A 24,914-nucleotide genomic window follows, 5' to 3' on the forward strand; every position below is an offset into this window, starting at 1 on the left:
GGTGAAGTCTGCACGAAACAAGAAATATCCAGCCTAGTTTCAAAGCATTTATTTCAGACAACAGAACTTGCATAGAACAGTTTTTTCAGCATTAAGCGAAAAAAATCGAGGAATTTGAATGCCTAAGCAAATTATTATTGCAGAGCAGCATCAGATTGCTGCCGTTTTTTGGGAAGACCAAATCCAAGAAATTGTCGTATCCACCGGTGCCCAACAGGTCGGTGACATCTATCTCGGTATCGTCGAAAACGTCATTCCCGGCATTGACGCGGCCTTTGTTAACATCGGTGACACCGAAAAAAACGGTTTCATCCACGTCAGCGATCTCGGCCCCATTCGACTCAGAAAAAATTCCAGCTCAATCACCGAACTCCTCGAACCCCAACAAAAAGCCCTGGTTCAGGTGATGAAAGAACCCACGGGAAACAAAGGGCCGCGGCTCACAGGCAATATTACCCTCCCCGGTCGCTACGTCGTCCTGATGCCCTACAGCAAAGGAGTTAACCTTTCCCGCCGCATCAGTAGTGATAGCGAACGTAACCGTCTGCGGGCCCTCGCCGTGCTGATGAAACCCCCCGGCATGGGACTTTTGGTGCGGACTGAGGCCGAAGGTACCGACGAAGAAGCGATCATCGAAGATTTAGAACTGCTCCAAAAACAGTGGGAAGCGATCCAGCAGCAGGCAAACTACGGCCGTCCTCCGACCCTGATCAACCGCGATGACGACTTTATTCAGCGGGTGCTGCGGGACATGTACAGCGATGAAGTGAACCGCATCGTGGTGGATTCTGCCAGCGGCATGAAACGGGTGAAAAGCCAGCTCATGAACTGGGAAGGGGGGAAAGCGCCCGACGGTTTGTTAATTGATCATCACCGCGAAAAGCAATCGATTCTGGACTATTTCCGGGTGAATGCAGCCATTCGTGAAGCCCTCAAGCCCAGGGTTGAGTTGCCTTCTGGGGGTTACATCATCATTGAACCCACCGAAGCTTTAACTGTTATTGATGTAAACTCTGGTTCTTTTACTAAATCCGCCACCGCACGGGAAACGGTGCTCTGGACGAACTATGAGGCGGCCACAGAAATTGCGCGGCAACTGCGGTTACGCAACATTGGTGGGGTAATCGTGGTGGATTTCATTGACATGGATTCTCGCCATGATCAGTTGAAGTTGCTGGAGCATTTTACAAGTATTCTCAAGGCGGATAAGGCCCGGCCCCAGATCGCCCAGTTGTCTGAACTCGGTTTGGTAGAACTAACCCGTAAACGACAGGGTCAAAATATTTACGAACTGTTCGGTAAGCCCTGCGCCCACTGTAATGGCCTTGGTCACTTGGTACATTTACCCGGTGAAGAGGAACCTGTACCACTCCAGTTAAATATTCTGTCTTCTCTCTCGCTCCAGGGCGGGGCGCGGACACCGGGAGAAAGTCGGCCTGTACTGTCTGGGGGACGGCGCGGCACCACCAGCCACGGACGACGGATTACATCACGGGTTGCTCGGAGCAAGCTGATTAATGCAGGGAATACGCCTGCGGCAGAGCCGTTAAATCTGGTGCATCATCCCGATTATCAGGAACAAAGCAGTAATAATAATAATCGTCGTCGTCGCCGGCGATCGCCGGAGGTTTCGAGTAAGCCAGTGCTCCGGGACGAAAAAGAGACCCAAGATAATGGTGGCGATCGCCCCTCTGCTGAGACTCCGACAAAAGAGAAAAAAGAAACAAAAACGTCTTCGTCCCAAGACAACAGCAATACGTCTTCCCGCTATGACCGTCGCGAACGGAGTCGTTACCGCCGTGACGAGCCCAAAGAAACCGTTCAGGTGGAAATGACGGAGCAGGAAAAAAATGTCTATGCCCTGATTGGGGTATCACCCCTGGTGCGTTTAGACGCTGCTGGGAAAAAAGACCCCCGCTCAACGATTATCGAAATTGTGCGACCGGGAAGCGCCAAAGAAACCGATGCCACTTCGGAAAAAGTAACACCAGTCGAAAATTTAGAGCCGCAACAACTCCAGATTGAGACCCCTGAAACTGGAGAGGTCGCCCCCGAAGCAGACGACACAGCTCCTCAAACTGCTCAACCCGTAGAAACAAAAGTTTCACCCCAGGCGGAACCGGAAGTAGCAGAAAAAGACGCTGAAGAAAAGACCAATGGCCGTCGCCGTCGCCGTCGCCGTTCTTCCGCCAGTAGTTAAAACCCAATTACCGTTAACCTAAGGCAGTGGCAACACTGCTTTTTTCTTTTGGGGGTGTTTTCGCCCCCTCACTCTGACCCAAAAATTCCCCCTTAAAAAGCTATGGCACCGAAACAAACGACCGACGCAATCCTAACGGCTCTACAACATTTAATTGAGGTTGTCGCTCAATTGCGATCGCCCGCTGGTGGTTGTCCCTGGGACTTAGAACAAACACCCCAAACCTTGATTCCCTATGTGATCGAAGAAGCCTATGAAGTTGTCCATGCCCTCCGTCAAGATGACCAACAGGCGATCGCCGAAGAATTAGGGGATCTCTTACTGCAAGTCGTTTTACAAGCCCAAATTGCCCAGGAATACGGCCACTTCAGCCTCCAGGAAGTCGCCGAGGGCATTAGCGAAAAATTGATTCGCCGTCACCCCCATGTGTTCGGTGAAACCAGTGCCAGCACCGTCGCCGAAGTCCGTCAAAACTGGGAGACCATCAAGGCCGAAGAAAAAGGCGAATCCCCGCAAACTGTGCCCCAGCTCAGCCGTAAATTAGACCGCTATAACAGCACCCTCCCACCATTGATGGCGAGCCTAAAAATGTCCGAAAAAGCTGCCGCCGCCGGATTTGAATGGGAAAACATTGGGGAAGTGTGGGCAAAATTTGAGGAAGAACTCCAGGAATTTCGCGAGGCACTCCAAACTGAGAACAAGGCCCATCAACAGGCTGAACTCGGCGATCTACTATTCACCGTCGTCAATTTAGCCCGGTGGTATGATCTCGATCCCAATGGGGCGCTCCACGGCACCAACAACCGCATGGTGCAACGCATTTCTTTGATGGAAAAGTTTGCAGATAAGTCCCTGACAGATTACTCCCTCGCAGAACTAGAAACCCTTTGGCAACGGGCAAAACAACATCTCCACCAAAGCATTGATTCTTCCGACTAGTCTTCAGTAATTTCGTTACCTTAGGGCACTGTGAGGGTTGTTAAAGTGGCTTGACTGCTCGCTCTAAGCCACAATTTCGACAGGATTTATGTAATAATAAACGCCTCAACCTAGACAAAGAATATGCGATGATACGGTTAAGAAAGTCTATTTTTCCCTATCAGCAAACTAAAAAATAGTTTAGGAACAGAAAACACTATCCCGTTCACCAGCAATCAACTCCATTACTTGCCTTAAATAACCATGGATGAAACACAATGGTGGAATAAGCCTCTAATCGGTGAGACCAGTTTTTCAGAAAAAATTGCGAAACTGATTAGCAAGAAGTCAGTGCCGGAAAAAATTATTTTGGCGCACCGAAAGTATAATCGCGAAATTAGAGCAAAGGCCTGGCATGTGCAGCGAATCGAACTAAATAAGTTCGACAATGAAGACTTTTTGACCTATGCCAAAATGCGGGTCTTAATTGAGAAAGAACTTGGCGAGTTTAAGGGTTTAAAACGAATTATTCAGTTTTTAGAATTAGCTTTAACAGCGGCGGAAAGTTATTTACTGATTTCTGAAACAGAATTACAATTTCGCAGTCCGCTTCAAAAAAGTATTTATAAATTTATTTCCCAGGTGCTTGCAACCCAAGATCACCAAACAGTGATCGCTATTCTTCACAAAAAAGTATGGCCTCTGCTCGACCGCATTAAAACAGACAAAGGCCGGATTGTGCTCCAGGAATATTTAAAGGCGATTGATAATGTCGCCCAATATCCAGATGGACTGGAATTGCTGAGGCTTTTTAAGCAGGCAACCTACAGTTATACGGTCCTGCGGGCGATTTCTAGTATCTCAAAAACCCTAACAAAATCTGATACTTATGATGTGACGCAGCTCAGTTTACACATTCGTGATAATCAAGATGTTTTCAATCATTTGACTGAAATTCTCCAAATTCCAGCAGAACATGATAACCCCCGTTCCTATGCACGGATGCTGCAATTTATTGCGTTTAAATATCGTTATCAAAAAAATGATATTGAATTTCAAGAGTTATTGCAGCGGCTACGGGATTGGCAACTTCCTTATCTAAATATTGTTGATTTGCGAAAAGAGTATTCCGCTCAGGATTATAGTTTGCCGCAGGCATTTAAGGAACCAATTCCGGCAGTAGACATTTATGAAAAATACCAACAATATTTATAAGCAGTTTTATTCAGCCAAAACTAAGAATTTCTAGAATATTAGGATTTTTGTAAGGCTTGATGCAGTGACTGTAGTGATGTTTCACTGATGTAATTGTTACAGGGAAATACTTTAGGTCGCTGACTAAGACTGGGTTGGAGTCGGCTAATTTGTTGTTGCACGGTTTCCAAGCTAAGGCGATCGCATAAAATCATGTGACTGCGCCGGATTAGCGCCTGGAGACGAGGCAGATCCGTCGGCGTGCTAGTAATCAGGGTCAGCTCAGTCCCCCGGAGACTATGGATAATGGTGCGGGCAGCATGGAGAATGCCAGGACTCAGGCTCACTAGACCGAGGCAGTGGTTGGGGGGAAGCGCTTTGATGTGGGTCAGTTCGGGGCCGTAATCATGGAGTGTGACCGGGATGATCTGGATATTCGGGGGGGCGATCGCCGCCACAGCCTGAAGGAAATAGGGGGTAGTAACCAGGGTTGCCGCCGTGACCTGTTCTAAACGTTCGGCCAATGCTTCTAGGGGAACCAGTTGGATCGGGATGGCGATCGCCTGACTTATTTCTTGCAAAATCCACTGGCCAGCCCCCAATTCCCGCTGGGGAACAGTGATCATCACCTGGGCGGCACAGGCGAGACGCCAATCAATGGCCTTAGTAAACAGTTGTTGAATTTGGGGCAAACTATAGCCCGCCTCCAACAGTCGCTGAATTGCGTCATCAAAAATAGCCTGGGGTTGCGGCGACGGCTCTTTAGTGGTTTCGGATGGCGTCGTGGAGGACTGGCGTTGATCCTGAACATAAACCCCTGAACCGGGAATTAACTTGACGAGGCCAAGGACTTCAAGCTCCCGGTAAATCTTGCTGATGGTATTGCGGTGGAGTCCGGTCATCATTTCCAATTGTCGTAAACTCGGCAGCCGTTGATCGTGCCTAAATTGATGGGAGGCGATCGCAAATTGCAATTGATCCAGGAGCTGTTGGGACGCAGGGATTTCGCTATCGGGCTGAATGTGGAAAGAAAACATGGGGGAATTCACACGTAGAGGATCTCCTCCATCAAACCGAAAAAATGCCTGGGCGATCGCCTAGATAGCTGAATATTGGCACAAAAAAATTCCCCAACAGTTGAGGAATAAAATAACCAATTTATCTGGTCGAGCCAAAATACCAAGGCCCTATCTAAAATTAGACATTTAAGAAAGGATGGGGTTCGCTGACATTTTCAACCCACTTGCGGGGTGGAGCCGCCCGACGAATATTGCGCCAAATCTGCGTTGCGGCCAAGGTACCATCCGCCACCGCCACAGAGACTTGATTGAGGCCTTTCTTGAGATCACCAAGGGCAAAAATTCGCTCATGGGTCGTTTGACACATATTGTTGGTTACGAGGTTTTCACCGTCCCACTCCAAACCATCGATCCCTTTCAAATAGTCGTTGTAGTAGGTCGAGCCCATATTCACCAAACCTGTCGTGGCTTCGACGATGGTGCCATCTTCGAGTTCAACACCGCTCATCTTGTGATTTTCGCCGTGGAATTTCACAATTTTTTGTTCGTAGAGGGGATAGCCGTGTTCAGCAAGCTTTTCTTTCATTTCATCGCTCACTTCCACGAGGCCATGGGTCAGCACGGAGATGTAGGGGGTAAACCAGTTTAAGACGAAAGCCGCGTTGATCTGTCCTTCGGTGCCCGCAATGACGACCGCCTTTTGATCCCACATATCGAAGCCATCGCAGATCATGCAGACATGGAGCGTATAGCCAGCATAATCATAGACATTTTGCATATCATCGGTTTCGGGGAGATTGTCGATGATGCCAGAGGCAGCGACTACATATTTACTGCGGAAAACAGGATAGCTACTATTTTTTCTGCCAACTTTGACTTTGACGGCGAAGGTTTCACCTTCATCAGTAACTTCTTCGACATAACCCCGCAGGTGATCCGCACCCCAATCAATGGCCTGCTTGGTGCTCTGGAGGATAATATCTCGCCCGGGGGTTTCTGGGTCTAAGCCGACATAGTTGCGGAGATCTTGCATCCAGAAGGAGCGGCCCCTGCCTTTTTCGACGATGAGGCACTTTAGGCCATAGCGGGCGAGGTAAATTGCAGCGGATAAACCACCCATGCCGCCCCCCACAATAATGGCATCATAGACGGTATCTAAACGGGTTTCGAGGTTTTTACTAGAAAGCTTCATGGCAGGGTCCCCCAATGGTTTGGCGGTGGTACGAGAAATCAAAAAGGCAAAGAAGGCGATCGCCGCCCCCCTTGCCTTAGTCTAAAAAAATTATTTGGTGAGCGTCGGTGATAGAAACTTAGCCAACAAATTCTTTGCGGGGTTCAGAAACACCAGGAGCAGATTCGCCCTTGATGTAAGCCAGCATGGTATCTGCATCAGATACTTCAAAAGGATCAGTGGGGCAGTTATCAGAGAAGTCAGGCTCTACAAACATCTTCTTGATTTCGCCATCTTCGACGAGCATGGAGTAGCGCCAAGAACGCATCCCAAAACCGAGGTTAGACTTCTCAACGAGCATCCCCATTTTGCGGGTAAATTCACCGTTACCATCGGGAAGGAGGAAGACTTTGTCAGCACCGATTTCCTTACCCCACTTGAACATTACGAAAGCATCGTTTACGGACAGACAGATGATTTCATCAACGCCCTGGGCCTGGAATTCGCTATAGAGCTCTTCGTAACGGGGTAAGTGGTTGGAGGAACAAGTGGGCGTGAAAGCACCAGGCAGGGAGAAAAGAACAACTTTCTTGCCACCGAAAATGTCAGCGGTGGTTTTGTCTTCCCAACGGTAGGGGTTGGGGCCTTCTACGGATTCATCGCGGACGCGGGTTTTGAAGACAACGTCAGGTACTCTAGCCATGTGGACCTCTTGGATAGTGTGATAACAGAAAATTTTAGGAAAGGTCTCAACCTTTCTTAATAAGCCAGAATAATTCTTATTTAGGAATAAGTCAAGCTTTTCGTTTTCAGATCCCGGAGGCAGGCACAAAAAAAGAATGGCGATCACCCCAGGTTTATCCAGATAGAGGATGCTTGCGGGGGCAAAGACCATTCATAGGAAGACAAAAAAAAAGAAAAGAAGAGAAAAAAAGTTAATCTTCCAGTTCAATTTCGATGGCGATGTAGTTACCCCGGAAGTTCAAATACTCCACCTCAACTTTTTGATTTACCCGCAGATCGCTGAATCGATTGAGTCCATCATCATAGTCAGTTTCGGGGCTTGCAAAAATTCTAATTCCGTTCACAGTTAAAGATTGATCCTGTCGGTTAATCGCCGTGATGTATCCTTCGATTTCATTATCATCATCAGCGATCGCCGGGATGGAAGTTAGAAACAAGCCACTACTCGCAATGGTTGCAAGAAGGGCTTTTCCAAAAAATGTCATGATCCTAAAAAATTTTTATAACAGCAAAGTTGAATTCCTTCCTGTTTCCTGGGAATGGAATTAGTTTTCCAGGACATAAGTGAGGTTAGAAAAGTTCCCCTAGGTGAAGTGGTGCCATCGTTCTAAAAAGGAAATATAAAAGGAATAATGCTACAAGCCACCACCCAAAACAGGAGGTTCAAGGGAATCCCCACCCGAAAATAATCGGTGAATTTATAGCCCCCTGGCCCGTAGACCATCAAATTAGTTTGGTAGCCGATGGGAGTCGAAAAACTCGCCGAAGCGCCGATCATGATCGCAATCACAAAAGGCATCACATCCACACCGAGGGTATTGGCTAGGGATACTGAAATGGGGAACATTAACGCCGCGGCGGCATTGTTGGTAATTAATTCTGTGAGGAGGGTTGTAATTCCGTAGACGACAACCAGGGTGGGCCAGGGATTGTCTCCCGCCAGTTGCAGGAGATTGGCGGCGATCGCCCCAGCAGCCCCGGTCGTTTCTAAGGCTTTCCCCAAACCAAAGGCGGCCCCAATGACGAGCAACACAGACCATTCAATACTTTTGAGGGAACGACTGGGGGAACAGCAACCGAAAACAATCATGGCGATCGCCGCTAGGGTTGCCGCCTTTAACATCGAGAGCCAACCGAACACCACACAAACCACCATCACCAGCAGAATTCCCAGGGCGAGGGGAGCACGGTCATGGCGCATCGGCTCCGAATCAGGAATTTCACTGACTAAATAGAAGTCCCGGGAACCCCGTTGCTGCTCCAAAAAGGTGGGGTGGGTTTCGAGTAATAAGGTATCCCCTGCCAACAGGCGCATTTCCCCGATTTTTCCCTTGAGACGTTCCCCATTCCGAGCCACGGCTAAAACGACGGCATTATAGCGACTGCGAAACTTTCCTTCCCGGATCGTTTGCCGGATCAGCGGACAGGTATTGGAAACAACCGCCTCAATTAGGCAACGTTCAGAGCGGGGAGTATCTAATTTAAAAACTTGATCCGTGGCTGGCTGTAACCCCCGGAGTCGATTGAGGTCGAGGATCGAATCCACTGCCCCGACAAAAACTAACTGATCCTTTTCCTGCAAAACTTCGCGCGGGCTGACCGCTGGCAACACCAAAGAATCCCGCACCACTTCAATCAGGTACAGGTTTGGCAAATTTCGTAGCCCAGCTTCTTCAATACTTTTGCCAATGAGGGGACTGTTTTCGTGGACAACCATTTCCACGGTGTATTGCCGCAGATCGTCTTGGTCACTAATGGCCGGTTTGCGCTCTGGTAGTAGCCAACTGTGACTCAGCATTAGAAAGGTCACACCGGCGATCGCACAGGGTAATCCCACCAAGGCAATATCAAAGAGGCCGAGACCGGCATGGTCTGTTTCCGCAATCAAGAGGCCATTGACCACCAGGTTTGTACTGGTACCAATTAAAGTACAGACGCCCCCAAAGGAAGCGGAATAGCTTAGGGGCAACATTAATTTTGAGGGGCTAATGCGCAGCTTGCGGCACCACTCGTTCACTACCGGGATAAACATCGCCACCACAGGGGTGTTGTTTAGAAAAGCACTCAGGCCCATCACGGGCACCATCAACCGCATCAAGGCCGCAGACTCTCCTTTCGGCAGTCCTAAAACCCGCTGGGAAATCCAACTGAGAGAGCCGGTTTGTTGCAAGCCAGTCACCACGAGATAAAGCACCGCAATGGTCGCCAAACCTTCGTTACTAAACCCGGCGAGGGTAGTACTCGTATCAAGCACCCCCGTCAGCAGCAAGGCTCCCAAGGCACCAAGGAAAATCACCTCGGCAGGGAGAGGCGTCAGGGCATTTAAAAGAAAGGCCACCAGAGTCAGACCGAGGGTCAACCAACCTTGCCAACCCAAACCGAAGAAAGCCGCCTCCCCCAAAGAAGGCAACTGCGCAAACATTGCCATCGAAAATCCTCCAGCACATAGAACGCCTAGCATGGGCGCCGTTGAAAAGAATTTAGTCGTTTTTATGACATTAAAGGGCAGAATCGCGTTCCAAGTTCGGGGCGATCGCCAGGACTGAAAAAAAGATTTAGAAATCTGAAACAAAGGCATAGAGAAGGGTTGACAGCTTAGAACGGATTGCCATGCACCCTTGGCAGGGTCAATTTTTTTCAACTCTCATCATGGCACAGCAGAGAATGATTCAAGATTGAATTTGAAATGAATTGCAATTCAAACAAGACTAGATTATGATTAGCTGCTAATTCAAAAGAAATTGAATCAAAAATGAGAAAGCCCAATTTGTCCCTAAAAACTTTGGCGATCGCCACCCTATTGAGTAGTAGTCTTTTCGCTTGCGGTAGCCCCAACCAAAACCAGAGCACTACCCCCGAGTCTGAAACCACAACGGCTCAGACTCAATCTCAAGAGCCAGTTACCATCACCCTGGTTACCTATGCCGTTACCCGGAGCGCCTACGAAAAAATCATTCCGCTTTTTGTTGAACAGTGGAAAACAGAAACCGGACAAACCGTAACCATCGAGCAAAGCTATGGCGGATCTGGTTCCCAAACCCGTGCCGTCATCGATGGCTTGGAAGCAGATATTGTCGCCCTCGCCTTGGGATCTGATATCAACGCCATTGAAGAGGCTGGTCTCATTGACCCCGGCTGGGAAACAGAAGCCCCCCGTGACAGTGTGGTTACTTCCTCTGTGATTGCGATCGTGCCCCGTAACCCCAATTTGAAAATTACACAGTGGACTGATCTTGCGGAAAACGACTTAGAAATTATTACGGCCAATCCCAAAACATCCGGTGGTGCCCGCTGGAATTTCCTTGGTCTTTGGGGTGCCATCACTCAAACGGGTGGTACTGAAGCCGAAGCACGGGAATTTGTCACCAAAATCTATAAAAATGCGCCAATTCTGCCAAAAAATGCACGGGAATCTACCGATGTTTTTTACCAACAGGGACAGGGAGATATTCTGCTGAACTATGAAAATGAAGTTTATCTCGCCAACTTACAAGGAGAAAATCAACCCTACACCATCCTGACGGATTTCAATATCGCGATCGATAATCCCGTGACCGTTGTGGATAAAACCGTTGATGAACGCAATACGCGGGACGTGTCAGAGGCTTTTGTTGAGTTCCTCTTCACCCCTGAAGCCCAAGCGATTTTTGCAGAAGTTGGTTTCCGACCGACAGATCCTGATGTTGCGGCTCAAGTCGCGGATCAATATCCAGCGATTAAAAACCTAGCAACCATTGAAGACTTTGGTGGCTGGCGCGAAGCACAACCAAAATTCTTTGGTGATGGTGGCATCTTTGATCAAATTTTTCAACAGTAAAGAATTAGAAATCAAGCTGAATTCTTGAATAGGAGAGGTACAGCAATTATGTCTCATGAATCAGCAGAAAAAAATCCAGGCGATCGCCACACCCAAGTTAATATTCTGGTACAAATCCCGAAGCAGTATCAACAGGATCCAATCATCACCCAGTTAGCTGTTAAATATAATGTTCAAGTCAATATTTTGGCAGCAACTTTAGGCCGAGATAATACCGTTAGTGGTTGGTTTGATTTACAGATTTCTGGTCTTAATCAAGCAGTAAAAGACGCACTCCTCTACCTAGAGGATCATAATGTTGGGGTTTACCATAAAGAGTCTCCGGAAACTGACGGGTGGTGAAATAAATATCTTTAATTTTTCAGTAATCTACCAGTCATTTCTGTTATGTAAACGATGAAAATTCTATCTTTAGCACTGCCGCGTAAATTATTTTCGGCAAGGTCAATCCAATTTCCAAAAAATACAATCCCTTGGTCAGTAACAATTACTTACCTAGCGTTGATTTTGATTTTGCCGACCTTCGCTTTAATCGAAAAATCCCTGAGCTTAAGCACCTCAGAATACCTAGAAATTGCTTTATCCCCGGTGGCTTTGTCTGCCTATGGTGTGACTTTTATTACGGCGATCGCTGCTGGGGCAATTAATGGCCTATTAGGCACGATCATCGCTTGGGTCTTAGTCCGCTATGAATTCCCCCTCAAACGAATTGTTGACGCAGCCATTGATATTCCTTTTGCTGTACCGACAGCCGTTGCAGGTCTCGTTTTAGCGACACTCTATAACGATCAAGGTTGGATTGGACAACTTTTTGCTCCCTTAGGGATCAAGATTGCCTACACCCGAATCGGCGTTTTTATCGCGATGTTATTTATTTCTCTTCCCTTTGTGGTGCGCACTCTCCAGCCAGTATTACGCGAACTCGAAGAAGAAACAGAACACGCCGCTTGGTCTTTAGGGGCGACAGAAAGCCAGACTTTTTGGCGCGTTATTTTTCCACCCCTAATCCCACCAATCTTAACGGGCGTTGCCCTCGGATTTTCACGGGCTGTCGGTGAATATGGCTCCATTGTGCTTGTTTCATCGGGGATTCCTTTCAAAGATCTAATTGCCCCAGTGTTAATTTTCCAACGCCTAGAAGCTTTTGATTACGAAGGGGCGACGGTGATTGGTTCAGTGCTGTTAATTGTTTCTTTGCTGCTTCTATTTATTATCAATTTTCTACAACAATGGGGAAGGCGTTATGCAAACTAAACTTAAATCCTTTGAATTTAAACTTTCTCCCCAATGGCTAATTGGGATTACAATTACTTATCTCGCTTTAATTCTTTTAATTCCCATTCTTGCCATTTTTTATGAAGCCTTTCACCAAGGAATTTCCGTTTTCTTTGAATCACTCCAGGCCCGCGCTTTTATTCAAGCAGTTAAATTAACGGTGATCATTGCTTTAATTAGCGTGCCATTGAATACAATATTTGGTCTTTGCGCCGCTTGGGTGTTGGCAAGAAAACAATTTTGGGGGCGGACTCTGTTTCTCAGTGTAATCGATCTTCCTTTTTCAATTTCCCCCGTCGTTGCTGGCTTGATGATTGTTTTGCTTTATGGGCAAAATGGTTGGCTAGGTGCTCTTTTTGAACAGGCAAATATCAAGATCCTTTTTGCTTTACCAGGCATGGTGATTGCCACACTTTTTGTAACGTTGCCATTTGTCGCCAGAGAAGTTATTCCTGTTTTAGAAGAAATGGGATCAGATCAAGAAGAATCAGCTCGTACTCTTGGTGCTAGTGATTGGCAAATTTTTTGGCGGGTGACACTACCCAATATTCGTTGGGGGTTACTCTATGGAGTTTTGCTGACAAATGCCCGGGCGATGGGAGAATTTGGGGCTGTTTCAGTGGTTTCCGGGAGTATCCTCGGCAAAACAGCAACACTACCGATTTTTGTAGAGCAAGAACATATGAATTACGCAACAGAATCAGCTTTTGCGGCAGCGGTTGTTTTAGCTTTACTTGCCTGTGTGACGCTGGTGCTGAAAGAGATCTTAGAACGGAATACCCACTCCGCTTAATGGCAATTTAGGCCATGATTTATTTCGCTTAACTTGATAAAAATTTCCCTTATTACTGTAGAAAAAAATGAGTATTTTTGTTGATTCAGTTTATAAAAACTTTGGTACGTTTCAGGCTTTAGAAAATATCAATTTAGGAGTCAAAGAAGGAACATTGGTTGCCTTATTAGGGCCATCTGGTTCTGGAAAATCAACCCTCCTACGGGCGATCGCCGGACTAGAAACCCCTGATCATGGACAAGTGATTATCAACGGTCAAGATGCGACCCATGTAGATATTCGGCGGCGGAATATTGGCTTTGTATTTCAGCACTATGCCCTGTTTAAACACCTAACCATCCGCCAAAATGTTGCCTTTGGGCTTGAGATCCGCAAAAAACCCAAGCATCTGATCCGCCAGCGGGTCGAAGAGCTATTAGAGCTGGTTCAACTACAGGGTTTAGGCGATCGCTACCCTTCCCAGTTATCCGGCGGTCAACGCCAACGGGTCGCCTTAGCCCGTGCCCTAGCGGTACAGCCCCAGGTTTTACTGCTTGATGAACCTTTCGGTGCCCTAGACGCAAAAGTCAGAAAAGAACTCCGAGCTTGGCTGCGTCGTCTCCATGAAGAAGTTCATGTCACAAGTATTTTTGTCACCCATGATCAAGAAGAAGCGATGGAAGTTGCCGATGAAATTGTTGTGATGAACCATGGGCGCATTGAACAGGTCGGCAGCCCTGCGGAAATTTATGACCACCCTGCGACTCCGTTTGTGATGAACTTCATTGGGGAAGTGAATGTTTTACCCAGTCATCACTCCTTGATCCGTAATCACCCGAACACAAGCCCCCATCACGCGACCCATGCTGTATTTGTTCGTCCTCATGATCTAGATTTACAAATCGATGGTGATCCGACTGCTTTGCCCGGTATAGTCAAGCGAATCATTTACCGAGGCTCCGATGTTCAAGTGGAGGTACTAACGGCAGATCAAGAAATTATCATGGCCCACCTTAGTCGAGAAAAACTTGCCCAATTACAAATTGAAGTTGGCCAAACCGTTTATCTCAGGCCGAAACAGGCAAAAGTCTTTGCGGTCAATGCGAAGTCCCAACCCGTGCCGAGGCAATCTTAATGTCCCGGTTTGAGGAAACTTGGGCCATGGCAAAACCCCACCCATGGGCGATTGATGACTCGGTTACATCGAGCTTTTCGACTAGAATCAGAAAGAAACGCCTGTAGCTTCTGAATCTAATACGTTTGTAATTTCCATGGCAAAATCTGTCCAAGCTCCCAAAGTGCCAGAAATCATCACTGAGTTAACCGAAAACAATTTTTTCTTTCGGGGAATGGATCCAGATGCACTGCAAAATTGGCTTGATCCAGCGGAATTAATCACTGAGAAACTCTATTCCAGTCGGCCGATCTATACAGCTTTTCGCCCGAACCATAATTTGGAATTTCTTTATGTGTTACTTGCGGGGGGGCCAGTGATTGTGCGGAGTACGCCCCTCGACCGCATCTTAGCAATCACCTACATGGGCAGTTGTTTTGGGATGCGCAATCTTCCCGTTGGGTTTGGGCAGGTGAGTCGGAGTTTTCCCAGTTTGGTGGAAGCCTACAAAACTACCGATGTGCTGAAAATTCCGGTAGTAACGGTACAACGGATCTATGACCAGAGTGCTGATTTTCGCGATCGCTATAATCTGAGTTTCGAGTTACGGGAAAAATTCCAGTACCATCTGCTGAACTGTAGTACCTACCCGCCCCAGGCCGTCGCTTCCCTGCTGCGGGCTTTGATTTACCAAGAGCGATCGCTGGCCAATCAACCCCAGCGTGATGGCGTTTTTAGCTTTGATCTCCCCGTAGATATCATTGCCCATGCCTGCCAGTTAAATCACCGCACCGTGGAACAGGTGTTGAAGGGGATGACGAAGGTGGAACTGATTAAGACAGAAAAATCCGCTGAGGGACAAGGGGATCTGATCCATGTGTTGAATCCAGAAGGCCTCAAGGAAGTTTATAGTGCGACCCGCGATAAGGTGGCTTGGTGGCCATTGCGCTAGGCGAGGGAGTCAACCATTGGGGCGATCGCCTAATCACCATTGAAAATCATCTATTTAGCCACCTAAAAATGAAAAGAATCTTACGATTTGCGGCGGCAAGCTACCCCCCCATTGTCGAGATTTGTTAAACTGCTGTAAACACAAATGTGCTGGAAAGTTAAGGGCAAAATTTCGTATATTGTCCCCCGCCAAATTGGTCAACTTTCCCACCATGCCAATGAGGAAGCGCACCCATGAACATGGAGACATTAGAATTCATCATTTACCCTGATGGCCGTGTCCAAGAAAAGGTCACAGGCATTATCGGGTCTTCATGCCAAGAAGTGACCGCTGCGATCGAAGAGCAACTGGGCGTTGTTCTCTCCCAAGAACAAACCTCAGAATATTTTGCCCAACCGGTGAGCCAAACTGCAACGACGACGAACCCCGTCCAAAGCAATTGGTGATTTTTTTGCAAACCTCTATAAATAGCCCCGTTAAATCCTATGTCTCATTTCAGCAATATCAAAACCAAAATCCGTAATTTGACTTCCCTCAAGTCTGCCCTCAAGGACATGGACATTGAGTGGAAAGAAGGCCCCAGTGCTGTGCGGGGTTATAAAGGCGATCGCCGCACCGCTGAAGTTGTCATCCAACAGAACAATGACTACGATATCGGCTTTAGCTGGAATGGCCATGAATATGAACTCGTCGCTGACTTGCAATACTGGCAGCAACCCCTAACCGTTGATGGCTTCCTCCAACGTCTCACCCAGGGCTATGCTTACCACACCATCCTCAACGAAACCAACAAACAAGGCTTTCAAGTCAGTGAACAGCAGAAAAACGAAGATGGCTCGATTCGCCTCGTCGTCCAGCGCTGGAGCTAATGTATGACCTTTGAAAATTCCCCCCAGCGGTCTGGTTTTGAGCCGGAGTTGGGGGGCTTTTTAAGAAATGACACAGAACGGTCTGGGTTTGAACCGGAACTAGGTGGCCTGCTGCGCCAAAAAGGGGTGTATGTGGATGAAACCACCTGCATCGGCTGCAAACATTGCGCCCACACGGCTCCCAACACCTTTTATATCGAAGAAGAACATGGTCGGGCCCGGGCCTATCGCCAGGATGGAGATGCTGAGGAAGTCGTCCAAGAGGCGATTGATACCTGTCCGGTAGACTGCATTCATTGGCTAGATTACACGGAACTAAAGGCCAAGGAAGCCGCCAGGAAAAACCAAGTAATTCGGCCCCTCGGTTTTCCCCAGGATGGGGCAGGTCAGGCGATCGCCCGCAAACCTAAACCCTCCCGGAAACCCTAAGCATTTTAAATTTTGCTTGGCTTATGGGTCTTCTGTAGCGGTGACAGCTTGATATTTGGCTTGGCAATAATCATCAAGGGCTTGGCCGATGGTTTGTTCTTCGGTGCCTGCGGTCTGGCTCAGGGACTGGGCAGTTTGGGCCGCTTCTAGGTCTTTGTCCTGGCGCGCTTTTACCATGGCATAGGTGGCTTCGGCCTGACGTTGGTAAATATCGCTAATTTGCGTTTGGTAGGTTTTCATCTGGCTATCCCGTAAGCGCAGTTGGGCGATCGCCTCGGCCCCCATTTTCAGGGCATCGGCCGCCTGGAGCCAACGCTCAAAATTAAAAGTTTGCGGAGCTTCTGTCGTTGGTTCGTTCTGGACAAGGGTCTGGGCTTCCGTGACGGTGCTTTGGATTTGCGCCAAAAGTTTTTGACAGTCGTAGAGGGCCGGGTCAATCCTTTGGCAAGCGCCAAGGCTCAAAAGACTGGTGCAACCGATGAGAGAAATCAGACGAAAGGGCGAGAACAAGGACATTACAGACGAACACTCAACATCGGCAGTGTAGCGAATTTTTTAGAACATTAGACAATCAGATCAATCCGGAAATATTTTTCAGGAATAAACGAAAGATGGCGTTAACAAGAATTTTAGAACCGGAAGTGATGGACGATCCCGCCGAGGCGATCGCCTACGATGCGATGGATTTTCGAGCGGTGAATCAAGATTTTGCGGATCTCGTGGTTACAACTTACCCCCAAGAAACCGCTTTCGTTTTAGATTTGGGCACAGGGACAGCACAAATTCCGATTTTGTTAGGGCAACAGCGCCCCCAATGGCAGATTAAAGGCACCGATTTAGCGCAGTCGATGCTCGCTCTAGGACAAAAAAACGTTGTGGCCGCAGGTTTAACAGCACAAATCGAGTTGGTTTATGCTGATGCGAAAAATTTGCCCTGGCCCGACCAAAGCTTTGATGTGATTATTTCTAATAGCCTGATTCACCATTTACCTGATCCGTTGCCCTGTTTTCAGGAAATGGGCCGTCTCCTCAAACCCCAGGGAAAAATTATCGTGCGGGATTTGTTTCGTCCCGATAGCACCGCCACCATTGACCAGATCGTTGCTGCTGCCGAGGGGCCAGGTTTTGATGCGCGTCAACGGCAATTATTCTGGGATTCGCTCCATGCGGCGTTTACGGTGCCTGAAATTGAGGCGATCGCCACCGAAGCAGGCTTAACCAAGGCCCAAGTTTATCAATCTTCAGAACGCCATTGGACGCTGATTTTTCCCCAGCCTTAACGCCATGCAACAAAGAATAAATTTTTTAGCCTCAGTTCTGAAGTCATGCGTATTCGAGAGAAAAACTGTGATTATTGCCAAACCATTGCGGCAGTTCGTTACCGAATTCAATATGATGCGAGTGAGCAGTGAGTGTTGGTTTGCCCTGATTGTCGGCGCGAGTTAGCAACCAATAATCCTAACTATCGCTACGGCGGCACCTGGAAGGCGAAAAAACGTAAATAGACCTTTTCGCGGTCGGGAATTTTCGATCCTCCCAGCACAATGGGATAATAAATGCCGTGCGTTTCTAGGCAGCCCATGAAATCTCGTTCCTTTTTTGTGTATCTCGGTCTTCTGGTGGTGCTTCTGCTCTCGGTGGGGCTAGGCAGTTGGTTCGCTATTTTTAAACAGAGTCCCTTACCTTGGTTGCAAGGTGGGGTGGCGCGCAATCCGGCAGCAGCCTTGTTTGTTCCCCGGCAAGCGCCATTGATGCTTTCGCTAGTGGTGAATCCAGAGAAATTAGCCGCCCTGGGCCTCGTGCAAACCCCTTGGGGTAAACGGCGGGCGACGCTCACGGAATTACAACAGGTGAAAACAAGTTTACTCAGTGCGACGGGACTGGATTACAGCAAGCAGATTGAACCGTGGCTGGGGGACGAGTTGAGCTTGGCGGTGACTACTTTAGATGTGGATCGCGATCCGAGTAATGGGGTGCAGCCGGGTTATTTATTGGTGGTAGAAGCACGGGATCAGGCCTTAGCCAAGGAATTTCTACAGCTTTCTTATACGGAACAGGCGATCGCCCCAGAAGCGGGTTTGACGTTTGATCAATATAAGGGGGTCAATTTAGTCATTCCCCAGGCGGACAGCCATCGGTTTGCCAGTGCGATTGTGGGTAATTATGTACTGTTTGCCAACGAAGCAAAGGTGCTACGCAGTGCGATTAATACGGTGCAGGTGCCAGATTTGAATTTGAGCCATGACCCGCAATATACAGAAGCCCTAGAAACCATTGACCGGAAACATATCGGCGTGATGGTGGCGAATTTACCCGCCCTCAGCGCTTGGATTGCCAACGATCCGACCCCAGAGGAACCGACCCTCGAACAACGTTTGGCGATCGCCATCGGTCTTCATCCAGAGGGGTTAGTGGCGGAAACGGCTTTGATTGGGGACACGGAACCTAGCCTGATGCCAGGGGCGACCACGGCACCGACCCATGTCCTCAACTACATTCCCCAGGAGGCGATGTTTGCCGTGGCTGGGCGAGATTTAAACGCTCTCTGGGGTGAAGCGACTACAGGGTTAAATCCGAAAAGTCCCTTATCCCAGATCTTGCAACAGGCGGTCGCCGCAATCCAAGATCCCCTCGGCATTGACCTCCCCGAAGATATTTTTGCGTGGATTTCTGGGGAATATGCCCTGGCCCTCGTCCCCGATGCCGAACGCAATGATGTGGAATGGCTCTTTGTGGCGGAACGACAACCGGAGGTCAACCTCGATCCCGTCATTGAACACTTTGATAGCTTGGCCCAGGAAAAAGGCTTAAGCGTCGGGCGTTTACCCTTGGGCGATCGCCGCGTCACCGCCTGGACAGCCATCGATACCCAAGACCAAGATGAGCTGGTACAACTCAATGCCGATGTCCGGGGGGCGCACCTCAGCGTTGACGAGTACGAACTCTTTGCCACTTCTGTAAAAACCCTCAGCCGGGCGATCCAAGCTAATACCGGGCGATCGCTCCTGAAAAACAAAGATTTCCAGACCAGCATTGCCCAACTGCCTCCCGAAAACAGCGGCTATCTTTTTGCCGATTGGCGTCAAGGTTCCCAACTGTTCAAAACCCAAGTGCCGATCCTGCGGGTGGTCGATTATGTGGCCAAACCCTTCTTTAACCATCTCCGCGCCTTTACCCTCACCAGTGCCGGCAGTACCCAAGATATTCGGCGATCAACCCTATTTTTCAACCTCTCCCCCAATCGTTTACAAAATTGAGACGGCCCCCGATTTGTGAAAGTCCCGATTACTATGGAACAAGGTGATCTTTTTGAAAATTTTGTCCTCCGGTAACCCTTGCCCCTGCGATTTTAATCTGTTGCTTTTATTTCCCCGCTGCCGATGACTGCTTCCCTATTGGCCCCCGGACACACCCTGCGCGGACGTTACCATATTCTCCGGTCTCTGGCCCAGGGAGGATTTGGGGCGACTTTTTTAGCAGAAGACCGCGATCGCCCAAAGCGGCCCATCTGTGTGGTGAAGCTCCTCAAGCCCCAAACCACCGACGCAGAAACCTTAGCAACGGCCCGGCGTTTGTTTGAAACCGAGGCAAAAATTCTCGATGAATTGGGTCAGCACCCGCAAATTCCTCAGTTGCTGGCTTATTTTGAGGAAGGCCAAGAGTTTTATTTAGTTGAAGAATACATCGAAGGACAAAGTCTCTGGGAAGAACTACAGCAGCTTTCTCCTTGTCCTCCGGCAAGGGCGATCACCCTTGTGCAAGAAATCCTGGAATTGTTAGTTTTTGTCCACGAGCACCAGGTAATTCACCGGGATCTCAACCCCAGTAACCTCATTCGCCGCCAAGCCGATCAAAAACTCTGCCTCATTGATTTTGGTGCGGTTAAACAGGTCACCCACCAATTTGCCAGTACCTCCGGTCGGCCCACCATTGCCATCGGCACCCAAGGCTATATGCCCCTAGAGCAGATTCAGGGCTATCCTCGTTACTGTAGCGACCTCTATGCGGCGGGGATGATTGCGATTACGGCCCTGACGGGTACCGCCCCTGACAAAATTCCCCTCGATGCCCAAACCGGGGAAGTGCAATGGCAGGATCAAGTGGAAATTTCAGCAGAGGTCAGGCACTTTCTCTCTAAGATGGTGCACCATAATTGGCGCGATCGCTTCGAGACAGCTACAGAAGCCCAACAAGCCTTGCAGCCATTGGCGACCCAGGGGACACAGTCACCGCAAACGAGCACCCGTGTTTTGTCACCCGTAACGGGCAGCATTCAACATATTAAACAAACGGCGATCGCCCCCCTCAATTACCTCTCAACGGTCGTTTCCCAGCAATACCAGCGTTTGAGCGTTAATCACCAGGCGATCAAGGCCGCCCTTCTCGGTGTTGGCTTAGCGGCGTTGGTGGGCACTGGTCTAGGTGTTCATGCGGGGTGGCGGTGGTGGTCAGAGCGCCAAGCCCTGATCGCCCAATACGAACAGGCCCAACTATCCCAATCTCAAAATCAACTGGAGCAGGCCCTCGCCCAATACCAAGAAATTTTACAGACTGTCCCAGACCATGAAGGAGCGCTTTTGGGAAAGGCCCAAGTCCTCCAAGCCCTCGAACGATTTGACGCGGCTTTAGGGGCCTATGATCAGCTATTAGAGGTTAATCCACGCCGTTGGGAAGCCTGGTGGGGCAAAGGTAAAATCGCCAGCGATCACCAACAGGACGACCAAGCCCTAACCTTTCTCGACCGCGCTATTCAAGAAGATGCCCGGCAAGCGGTGGTTTGGGAGACAAAGGCTCGACTTCATCTCCGTCGCGAAGAAACCGATGCCGCCCTTAGCAGTCTCGATGCGTTTCTCAGGTTGGATTCCCAGCAGGTCTGGGCCTGGTTTGAGAAGGGCTGGATTCACCACAATCGCGCCGAATATAATGCGGCGATCGCCGCCTACCAGCAGGCCCTCAAACTTGACGACCGGAACGCCGATATTTGGTACCAGCAGGGCAACAGCTATAGCAAACTGCAACGGTACCGGGACGCCAAAGATGCCTATATCCGGGTAGTAGAACTGGAGCCAGACCGCGCTCCCGCCTGGTATAGCCTCGGCATGGCCCAAGAAAATCTCCGCAATTACACCGAAGCTCAGGATGCCTTTGCCAATGTCACTCGCCTCGAACCCAACAACGACCGGGCTTGGTATCATCTCGCCTGGAACGCAGAACAAAACAGCGATCGCCCCACGGCCATCAATGCCTACCACCGTGTCGTTGCCCTAAATAGCGATGATCGTCCCAGTTGGCGCAGTCTAGGAAATTTACTCTATGACTCTGAAAATTACACCGAGGCGATCGCCGCCTACGAAAATACCCTCCGCCTAGACGATGCCGATGGAGATATTTGGGCGCGTTTGGGGAATGCCTACAAAGCGACGGGTCAGTACCAAGCCGCAATTAATGCCTACGACGAAGCGCTCCAATACAAGCCCAATGACCCAGATATTTTAGGCGATCGCCAGGATGCCCAGGAGCGTCTCCAGTGGGAACAAGCCCAAGATGATTTTAAAGAAGGAGCCGATAGCCTGAAAGAAGTGCTCCGGGATACCCTGCGGGAAATTGTGCCCTGGTTATAGCAACCGACCACAAAAAATCCGGGTAGACCCGGATCTCAGCAGAAAAATGGCTTCAAAAATGGTGATTGGCAAATCCTTAGAAACCAAGGGCAGTCCAATCCACTTCAAAACCTTCGAGAATCAGAGAAGAATTGTAGATCTGGAGAATAATAAGCAGGAATACTAAAAACAACGCCATGAAGACGCCCATGAGCGGTGTGGTGCCCCAACCGGGAGCGACTTTACCGTATTCAGAATTCAAAGGCTTGAGAATATCTCCCAACCGAGTACGCTGTGCCATAGGATTCGTGTATCGTAAAGGATTTTTGTAATGTTCCGTAATATTATAGAGGAAGAGTCATCATAAACTGAGATACACCTATGGATTCTGCAACAGTTCTTAGCATCGGCATTGCGGTGGTTGTGATCGCCGTAACAGGGTTTTCGATTTACACAGCCTTCGGGCCTCCTTCGGTAGAACTTGAGGATCCCTTTGAAGATCATGAAGATTAAGCGGGCAGCGACCCTTTAACATCAAGCCCCATGGTTCTTCTGCCTGGGTTGTTTTTCTCCCCAGTCTCGCTGTCATCATAAAACCCTTTTTGAGATGTCTTTTTATACCGTCACAATCTGACGCACTTCAACTAGCTCACTTGAAATAAGTTGATCAGGCAGCCTCCGGGCTGTTTTTTCTTGGGGGATTGCTCGAAATTCTGGGTTTTAAAAACGTCAAAATAGTTGTAACAAAACCTCAGGTAAGAGCTCTTGCACTCCTGGGAGAACAATATTGGCCCCGACATCCTGCAAGTTAGAGGCATACATATACTCCTTGTCGTCACCAGTCTGGGCGTGGGGTGGGATCACCCCAATGGCTCGCCATCGTCGTTGGGGCTGCTGGCTGATGGCATTGGTAATGGTGCGCATATCGGCAGCGGTATCTCCCACGTAGGCGACGGGGGTCTTGGCTGATGCGGCTTCGAGTTGGGCGATCGCCGCGAGTAATCCCTTGGGATCAGGTTTTTCGGGGGCATCTTCCATGGCAATGAGCACAGGATTTTCTAGGCCCAAACGACCTTTTAGTACGTGTTCAGCAGAACCCCGCATGGCACCACTAAAAAAGCCCCAGGCAATATCGGCAGCGGTGAGGGCCTCAAAATAGGCTTTGGTGACGAGCAACGGTTCATCGTTGATATACCCATCAAAATTGTGACCCCGGTATTTGCGCTGGAAAAAAGCGACGAGCTCTTTAAAATTGACAGGAATCGTCTCATCCCAACGGCGGATCAGTTCCTGGGAGGCTTTCCAATCGTTATTCCAAATGGCCTCGGCCTTGAGACTATCGATTTCACCATTGCTGGGGCGATATTCCCCCTGGGTGTAATGTTCAACGGTATCGGCGATCGCCCGCCGGTAGGACTGACTCACATCGCGAATCACCCCGTCGATATCAAAAATCACAATCCCCTTCGCCATGGTCACCACCTCTGTTGCAAAACCTATCGCTATACTTATCGTCTCGTTTGCTATTTTCCCAAGTCTTTGACTGAAAACAAAATCAGATTTTTTCTGTTCTCTTTGGGGCTTGGGCAAAGGCTCAATACCCCATAACAAAATTACCGCCCCTTAATATCAGTCCAAACAAAACGGGGTTGCTCAAACTAAGATTAAAGACGGTAATTCAATTTTTTAGAACAAAACAATAACACCCCATGGGGTGCTAGAAGCTGTCCGTCTTAGTTGCGGTAAGGCACTGCGGCAAGGCTGATGTCTGCGGCGGAAACCCGAACGTTGACTTTGGGAATCTGGGCAGAACGCGCCATGTTGAGGAAGAGAGCGGGATCGCCAGCTTGGGGCACCCGGTCGGGAGTCCGGAAACGACGGACTGCATTTTGCCAAACCACTTGGGGGAAGCCCAACTGGGAGCGGTAGTAAGCATCGTAACGGGGAGACTTGATGTTAAAGGGTGTCTCACCTTGCTCACGGCTAGCGAGGCTACGGCGGCGCTGGTAGGGCACCGTGTCATAGCCGAAGTTTTCCATATACTCATCAGTGTTGAGGAGTTGGTCAACAAAGGCCGCTAGACCCTTGGTGCAGATCACGATTGACCAGGCAATTTTTTCCTGTTCGCTGAAGGGATCGCGACCGAGTACCCGTTGGATACACTGCTCAACAAAGCGATAGTTACTGTTTTTGTTATAGAAGCTATCGATGAAGGTTTCCGACAGCAACAGACCCCGAATGAAGTCACGGACAGTGATTTGACCGTTGCGCAACTGGGATTCGAGTAGCTGTTGGCGATCGCACTTAAAAGCGTGGAAGAAAATTTGACGATAGGCAGCGTTGATGAGAACGTCAAAGTCAGAATCGCTAATGACGTTATCGGTTGTAAAAACAAAAGGCTGCTCGTCGCCACCGACGGTATACCCTGCTACCCGAGTGTTTTGGCTCGAGGGGGCGTATTGTAATAAAGGAATTGTCAAACCAGACCTCCGTTATATCAGAAGACTTTAAAAAATAAAATTTCTTACTGATTAGCATAAGGGAGTCAGGGGCTATCCCTCGGAAAGATTAAAAAATATTACAGAAGTTAACGTTTATTTCCTGCGCCCTAGGGCCGCAGTAGCTTGCTTTTTCGGCAAAACTTGATCAAACAAGGGTCTATTCTGGGGCGATCGCCGGGGCCATTTCCTTAAGATAAAAGGAAAAAAGATCCGGCCCTAAAAGGTCAATTTAGAACAATTGACGGTGGCCGAAAAAAATGCAGTATTTTAGAGAAAGTTGAGTCTCCCAACCCCTTAGTTTGACCGTGGGGTTACTGAGCCGTGATCGCCTTCCCCATC

The 24,914-nt window shown here is 48.9% G+C and carries 25 protein-coding genes; 16 read left to right on the forward strand and 9 right to left on the reverse strand.

Annotation, left to right across the window (positions count from 1 at the left end; all coding sequences use genetic code 11):
- The first annotated feature begins 118 nt into the window (after positions 1 to 118).
- The 3 genes from AWQ22_RS04025 (at position 119) to AWQ22_RS04035 (ending at position 4,333) form a co-directional block, all read left to right on the forward strand.
- Positions 119 to 2,200: an Rne/Rng family ribonuclease gene (locus tag AWQ22_RS04025; protein ID WP_065710265.1), complete on the forward strand. Its 2,082-nt coding sequence runs from the start codon at positions 119 to 121 to the stop codon at positions 2,198 to 2,200.
- A 102-nt stretch (positions 2,201 to 2,302) separates the two neighbouring features.
- Positions 2,303 to 3,139 carry a nucleoside triphosphate pyrophosphohydrolase gene (gene mazG, locus AWQ22_RS04030; RefSeq protein WP_065710266.1) on the forward strand — a complete coding sequence of 279 codons (837 nt, stop codon included), beginning with the start codon at positions 2,303 to 2,305 and terminating at the stop codon, positions 3,137 to 3,139.
- Between the two features lie 243 nt (positions 3,140 to 3,382).
- Complete coding sequence (locus AWQ22_RS04035; protein WP_065710267.1) at positions 3,383 to 4,333, forward strand: hypothetical protein; 951 nt, start codon at positions 3,383 to 3,385, stop codon at positions 4,331 to 4,333.
- 38 nt (positions 4,334 to 4,371) lie between these two features.
- On the opposite strand, the gene AWQ22_RS04040 is transcribed toward AWQ22_RS04035, so the two are convergent.
- From AWQ22_RS04040 to AWQ22_RS04060, 5 genes are all read right to left on the reverse strand, one after another.
- On the reverse strand, positions 4,372 to 5,349 hold the full coding sequence (locus tag AWQ22_RS04040) for a GntR family transcriptional regulator (protein WP_065711626.1): 978 nt from the start codon (positions 5,347 to 5,349) through the stop codon (positions 4,372 to 4,374).
- Positions 5,350 to 5,509: 160 nt separating this feature from the next.
- Positions 5,510 to 6,523 (reverse strand): NAD(P)/FAD-dependent oxidoreductase, encoded by a 1,014-nt coding sequence (locus tag AWQ22_RS04045; RefSeq protein ID WP_065710268.1) that lies wholly within the window; start codon positions 6,521 to 6,523, stop codon positions 5,510 to 5,512.
- 118 nt (positions 6,524 to 6,641) lie between these two features.
- Positions 6,642 to 7,205, reverse strand: a complete 564-nt coding sequence (locus tag AWQ22_RS04050; RefSeq protein ID WP_012306421.1) for a peroxiredoxin — start codon at positions 7,203 to 7,205, stop codon at positions 6,642 to 6,644.
- Between the two features lie 232 nt (positions 7,206 to 7,437).
- Positions 7,438 to 7,683, reverse strand: a complete 246-nt coding sequence (locus tag AWQ22_RS04055) for a DUF5666 domain-containing protein (RefSeq protein ID WP_157094576.1) — start codon at positions 7,681 to 7,683, stop codon at positions 7,438 to 7,440.
- A 170-nt stretch (positions 7,684 to 7,853) separates the two neighbouring features.
- Positions 7,854 to 9,674, reverse strand: coding sequence for an SLC13 family permease (locus tag AWQ22_RS04060; protein ID WP_065710270.1), 1,821 nt, complete (start codon positions 9,672 to 9,674; stop codon positions 7,854 to 7,856).
- A 324-nt stretch (positions 9,675 to 9,998) separates the two neighbouring features.
- Here AWQ22_RS04060 and AWQ22_RS04065 point away from each other — a divergent pair, with 324 nt between their 5' ends.
- The 9 genes from AWQ22_RS04065 to AWQ22_RS04105 all read left to right on the forward strand — a co-directional run bounded on the left by AWQ22_RS04065 (position 9,999) and on the right by AWQ22_RS04105 (position 16,474).
- On the forward strand, positions 9,999 to 11,063 hold the full coding sequence (locus AWQ22_RS04065; protein ID WP_065710271.1) for a sulfate ABC transporter substrate-binding protein: 1,065 nt from the start codon (positions 9,999 to 10,001) through the stop codon (positions 11,061 to 11,063).
- Between the two features lie 48 nt (positions 11,064 to 11,111).
- Complete coding sequence (locus tag AWQ22_RS04070) at positions 11,112 to 11,405, forward strand: NIL domain-containing protein (protein ID WP_084448955.1); 294 nt, start codon at positions 11,112 to 11,114, stop codon at positions 11,403 to 11,405.
- Between the two features lie 54 nt (positions 11,406 to 11,459).
- Positions 11,460 to 12,317, forward strand: a complete 858-nt coding sequence (cysT, locus tag AWQ22_RS04075; protein WP_065710272.1) for a sulfate ABC transporter permease subunit CysT — start codon at positions 11,460 to 11,462, stop codon at positions 12,315 to 12,317.
- Positions 12,307 to 13,131 carry a sulfate ABC transporter permease subunit CysW gene (gene cysW / locus AWQ22_RS04080; RefSeq protein ID WP_065710273.1) on the forward strand — a complete coding sequence of 275 codons (825 nt, stop codon included), beginning with the start codon at positions 12,307 to 12,309 and terminating at the stop codon, positions 13,129 to 13,131. Before cysT ends, cysW begins: the two co-directional genes overlap by 11 nt.
- Before the next feature lie 67 nt (positions 13,132 to 13,198).
- Positions 13,199 to 14,245, forward strand: a complete 1,047-nt coding sequence (locus AWQ22_RS04085; protein WP_065710274.1) for a sulfate/molybdate ABC transporter ATP-binding protein — start codon at positions 13,199 to 13,201, stop codon at positions 14,243 to 14,245.
- 136 nt (positions 14,246 to 14,381) lie between these two features.
- Positions 14,382 to 15,176 carry a Crp/Fnr family transcriptional regulator gene (locus tag AWQ22_RS04090; protein WP_065710275.1) on the forward strand — a complete coding sequence of 265 codons (795 nt, stop codon included), beginning with the start codon at positions 14,382 to 14,384 and terminating at the stop codon, positions 15,174 to 15,176.
- 233 nt (positions 15,177 to 15,409) lie between these two features.
- Complete coding sequence (locus AWQ22_RS04095; RefSeq protein ID WP_065710276.1) at positions 15,410 to 15,622, forward strand: DUF2997 domain-containing protein; 213 nt, start codon at positions 15,410 to 15,412, stop codon at positions 15,620 to 15,622.
- A gap of 39 nt (positions 15,623 to 15,661) precedes the next feature.
- Positions 15,662 to 16,045 carry a DUF1257 domain-containing protein gene (locus AWQ22_RS04100; protein WP_012306430.1) on the forward strand — a complete coding sequence of 128 codons (384 nt, stop codon included), beginning with the start codon at positions 15,662 to 15,664 and terminating at the stop codon, positions 16,043 to 16,045.
- A 3-nt stretch (positions 16,046 to 16,048) separates the two neighbouring features.
- Positions 16,049 to 16,474 carry a ferredoxin gene (locus tag AWQ22_RS04105; RefSeq protein WP_030007600.1) on the forward strand — a complete coding sequence of 142 codons (426 nt, stop codon included), beginning with the start codon at positions 16,049 to 16,051 and terminating at the stop codon, positions 16,472 to 16,474.
- 21 nt (positions 16,475 to 16,495) lie between these two features.
- Here the strand turns inward: AWQ22_RS04105 and AWQ22_RS04110 are convergent, their stop codons facing one another.
- Positions 16,496 to 16,990, reverse strand: a complete 495-nt coding sequence (locus AWQ22_RS04110) for a hypothetical protein (protein ID WP_065710277.1) — start codon at positions 16,988 to 16,990, stop codon at positions 16,496 to 16,498.
- Between the two features lie 95 nt (positions 16,991 to 17,085).
- On the opposite strand from AWQ22_RS04110, the gene AWQ22_RS04115 reads away from it, so the two are divergent.
- From AWQ22_RS04115 to AWQ22_RS04125, 3 genes are all read left to right on the forward strand, one after another.
- Positions 17,086 to 17,754, forward strand: a complete 669-nt coding sequence (locus AWQ22_RS04115; protein WP_065710278.1) for a class I SAM-dependent methyltransferase — start codon at positions 17,086 to 17,088, stop codon at positions 17,752 to 17,754.
- Between the two features lie 300 nt (positions 17,755 to 18,054).
- Positions 18,055 to 19,731 (forward strand): DUF3352 domain-containing protein, encoded by a 1,677-nt coding sequence (locus AWQ22_RS04120; protein WP_065710279.1) that lies wholly within the window; start codon positions 18,055 to 18,057, stop codon positions 19,729 to 19,731.
- A gap of 123 nt (positions 19,732 to 19,854) precedes the next feature.
- Complete coding sequence (locus AWQ22_RS04125) at positions 19,855 to 22,095, forward strand: serine/threonine-protein kinase (protein ID WP_232321470.1); 2,241 nt, start codon at positions 19,855 to 19,857, stop codon at positions 22,093 to 22,095.
- Between the two features lie 76 nt (positions 22,096 to 22,171).
- Here the strand turns inward: AWQ22_RS04125 and psbH are convergent, their stop codons facing one another.
- Complete coding sequence (gene psbH, locus AWQ22_RS04130; RefSeq protein ID WP_012306436.1) at positions 22,172 to 22,375, reverse strand: photosystem II reaction center phosphoprotein PsbH; 204 nt, start codon at positions 22,373 to 22,375, stop codon at positions 22,172 to 22,174.
- An 80-nt stretch (positions 22,376 to 22,455) separates the two neighbouring features.
- Here psbH and psbN point away from each other — a divergent pair, with 80 nt between their 5' ends.
- Positions 22,456 to 22,587 (forward strand): photosystem II reaction center protein PsbN, encoded by a 132-nt coding sequence (psbN, locus tag AWQ22_RS04135; protein ID WP_012306437.1) that lies wholly within the window; start codon positions 22,456 to 22,458, stop codon positions 22,585 to 22,587.
- Between the two features lie 216 nt (positions 22,588 to 22,803).
- Here psbN and AWQ22_RS04140 read toward each other — a convergent pair whose 3' ends face one another.
- Positions 22,804 to 23,547, reverse strand: coding sequence for a TIGR01548 family HAD-type hydrolase (locus AWQ22_RS04140; RefSeq protein ID WP_065710280.1), 744 nt, complete (start codon positions 23,545 to 23,547; stop codon positions 22,804 to 22,806).
- A 260-nt stretch (positions 23,548 to 23,807) separates the two neighbouring features.
- The gene (locus AWQ22_RS04145; RefSeq protein ID WP_030007594.1) at positions 23,808 to 24,554 is read right to left on the reverse strand and encodes a phycobilisome rod-core linker polypeptide; all 747 of its coding nucleotides are present in this window, start codon (positions 24,552 to 24,554) and stop codon (positions 23,808 to 23,810) included.
- Between the last annotated feature and the right edge of the window lie 360 nt (positions 24,555 to 24,914).

Source organism: Picosynechococcus sp. PCC 7117 (assembly GCF_001693275.1).
Taxonomy (GTDB): Bacteria; Cyanobacteriota; Cyanobacteriia; order Cyanobacteriales; family MRBY01; genus MRBY01.

What these genes read in the sequence shown, in the direction of transcription:
- psbH (WP_012306436.1), bottom strand. Translation starts at nt 22,375, where the DNA reads ATGGCACAGCGTACTCGGTTGGGAGATATTCTCAAGCCTTTGAATTCT.
- AWQ22_RS04045 (WP_065710268.1), bottom strand. Translation starts at nt 6,523, where the DNA reads ATGAAGCTTTCTAGTAAAAACCTCGAAACCCGTTTAGATACCGTCTAT.
- AWQ22_RS04115 (WP_065710278.1), top strand. Translation starts at nt 17,086, where the DNA reads ATGGCGTTAACAAGAATTTTAGAACCGGAAGTGATGGACGATCCCGCC.
- AWQ22_RS04140 (WP_065710280.1), bottom strand. Translation starts at nt 23,547, where the DNA reads ATGGCGAAGGGGATTGTGATTTTTGATATCGACGGGGTGATTCGCGAT.
- mazG (WP_065710266.1), top strand. Translation starts at nt 2,303, where the DNA reads ATGGCACCGAAACAAACGACCGACGCAATCCTAACGGCTCTACAACAT.
- AWQ22_RS04110 (WP_065710277.1), bottom strand. Translation starts at nt 16,990, where the DNA reads ATGTCCTTGTTCTCGCCCTTTCGTCTGATTTCTCTCATCGGTTGCACC.
- psbN (WP_012306437.1), top strand. Translation starts at nt 22,456, where the DNA reads ATGGATTCTGCAACAGTTCTTAGCATCGGCATTGCGGTGGTTGTGATC.
- AWQ22_RS04090 (WP_065710275.1), top strand. Translation starts at nt 14,382, where the DNA reads ATGGCAAAATCTGTCCAAGCTCCCAAAGTGCCAGAAATCATCACTGAG.
- AWQ22_RS04120 (WP_065710279.1), top strand. Translation starts at nt 18,055, where the DNA reads ATGAAATCTCGTTCCTTTTTTGTGTATCTCGGTCTTCTGGTGGTGCTT.
- AWQ22_RS04125 (WP_232321470.1), top strand. Translation starts at nt 19,855, where the DNA reads ATGACTGCTTCCCTATTGGCCCCCGGACACACCCTGCGCGGACGTTAC.
- AWQ22_RS04095 (WP_065710276.1), top strand. Translation starts at nt 15,410, where the DNA reads ATGAACATGGAGACATTAGAATTCATCATTTACCCTGATGGCCGTGTC.
- AWQ22_RS04070 (WP_084448955.1), top strand. Translation starts at nt 11,112, where the DNA reads ATGTCTCATGAATCAGCAGAAAAAAATCCAGGCGATCGCCACACCCAA.
- AWQ22_RS04100 (WP_012306430.1), top strand. Translation starts at nt 15,662, where the DNA reads ATGTCTCATTTCAGCAATATCAAAACCAAAATCCGTAATTTGACTTCC.
- AWQ22_RS04040 (WP_065711626.1), bottom strand. Translation starts at nt 5,349, where the DNA reads ATGTTTTCTTTCCACATTCAGCCCGATAGCGAAATCCCTGCGTCCCAA.
- AWQ22_RS04060 (WP_065710270.1), bottom strand. Translation starts at nt 9,674, where the DNA reads ATGGCAATGTTTGCGCAGTTGCCTTCTTTGGGGGAGGCGGCTTTCTTC.
- cysT (WP_065710272.1), top strand. Translation starts at nt 11,460, where the DNA reads ATGAAAATTCTATCTTTAGCACTGCCGCGTAAATTATTTTCGGCAAGG.
- AWQ22_RS04085 (WP_065710274.1), top strand. Translation starts at nt 13,199, where the DNA reads ATGAGTATTTTTGTTGATTCAGTTTATAAAAACTTTGGTACGTTTCAG.
- cysW (WP_065710273.1), top strand. Translation starts at nt 12,307, where the DNA reads ATGCAAACTAAACTTAAATCCTTTGAATTTAAACTTTCTCCCCAATGG.
- AWQ22_RS04105 (WP_030007600.1), top strand. Translation starts at nt 16,049, where the DNA reads ATGACCTTTGAAAATTCCCCCCAGCGGTCTGGTTTTGAGCCGGAGTTG.
- AWQ22_RS04035 (WP_065710267.1), top strand. Translation starts at nt 3,383, where the DNA reads ATGGATGAAACACAATGGTGGAATAAGCCTCTAATCGGTGAGACCAGT.
- AWQ22_RS04065 (WP_065710271.1), top strand. Translation starts at nt 9,999, where the DNA reads ATGAGAAAGCCCAATTTGTCCCTAAAAACTTTGGCGATCGCCACCCTA.
- AWQ22_RS04050 (WP_012306421.1), bottom strand. Translation starts at nt 7,205, where the DNA reads ATGGCTAGAGTACCTGACGTTGTCTTCAAAACCCGCGTCCGCGATGAA.
- AWQ22_RS04025 (WP_065710265.1), top strand. Translation starts at nt 119, where the DNA reads ATGCCTAAGCAAATTATTATTGCAGAGCAGCATCAGATTGCTGCCGTT.